General features: G+C 42.8%; 1 protein-coding gene. It reads right to left on the reverse strand.

Features of this window, described 5'->3' with window-relative positions; translation table 11 throughout:
• A partial coding sequence (locus PI95_RS17735) for a hypothetical protein (protein ID WP_039752872.1) occupies positions 1–862 on the reverse strand: 862 nt, incomplete at its 3' end.
• Positions 863–1,473 lie beyond the last annotated feature (611 nt).

Raw genomic sequence — 1,473 nt, forward strand, 5'->3', positions numbered from 1 at the left:
TGCCATCTCGACCGCCATTAATGCTGCCAGTGTTGATGATTTCCCCAGCTAATTGACTGCCATTTTCTAAGCTGATGCCAATACCATTGGCAGGGTTGGCGCTAATGATTTCACCAGAATTGATAATTGAACCATTGAGTTGCACGCCATTTTGTAGCACTACTGCTGCTGCGTTTTCGGCAATTAATCTGCCCAAGTTTTCAATATCGCCATTGAACACTGCCACATCTGACCCAACAGTATCTCCTCGGAACAGCCGCACCGCTGCCGACCGATTAGTCCCAACGGCAACACCTCGACCTTGAAGTAACCCAGAGTTGACTAGCGAACCATTGACATTTGCCCCTAATTCTAGAGAAACAGCATCGCCATTGTTGCCGACACCAACATCAACAACTCCGTTGGAGCGGTTATCAATCACAACATTCTGGGCAGTTTGATCGCCATAAATTGTGCCATTACGAGGGTTTGCAGTCGTAATAATCAAATTATTATTGACAACTACTCCACCAACACCACCGATGTTGATGGCGCGGCTACCACTGCTGATAGTGCCATTATTGAAGATTGAGGCAGAAGCACGATTGTCATCAGCAAGATTAATTGCATTGAGTCCACCCTGAATGGTGCCGTCATTGAAAATATTGGTTCCAACTCCATTTACCTGGATTGCTGTGTTTTCAGCTTGGATAACTCCACCTGGTGGTTCTACGTTAATGCGATTGAGAAGCCCATCCGTCAAAACGGCAGGCTCGTTGCCACTAACTGACAAGTTACCAAACACTTCTAAGGAATCGCCGAATTCTGAAAGTTGTACACTCGTGTTGCTAGTTTCGTTAGCAGAGATGACAATTTTTTCCATGATAATGTTGAGATCCAAAATCTTTGTTCAAGTGTGAAGCCGTAAAACTAGTGACGCGATCGCTATGAATTTAGAAGTGAATGGCTCAATTGCGCTTAAAAAGGCGCTTTGATAAACATGCTCAAAAGAAAGCAGATCGTAAAATATCCGCTGACACAGACCAAAGTCAGACAATCAAAATCTTTAACATGGTAATTCTACGGTGATAAGCTATTTATTTTATTAAATAATATAAATCTCAACGTAAACCAAAGGCAAACACTAATATCACAATCAAGTGTCAACAAGCTAGTACCGCTTTCTTAGAATTCGGGCGTCCTTATTCAAAAACCTTTATTTATAGGCTTTTGAGCTTTTGCGGTGGGAAATTTATTTATGCTTATCTGTGATACCGACGATAAGCATAAGCAAAATGCATAATTAATAATCGGGCATGGGGCATTGGTTTGGCTGTGCGTTGCGGAGGTTCCCTCCGTTGTAGCACCTGCCGTCATGGGGCATGGGGCATGGGGCTTTTTTAATTTGGGTCAAAGGGTAAAGGAAAAAAGGGGAAAGGGGGATGGAGTCATATAAAATCAGTCGAAGAGAAGTGAAAATATTTCAACATTTTC

Origin of the sequence: Hassallia byssoidea VB512170 (genome assembly GCF_000817785.2) — a bacterium.
Taxonomy (GTDB): Bacteria; Cyanobacteriota; Cyanobacteriia; order Cyanobacteriales; family Nostocaceae; genus Hassallia; species Hassallia carrinoi.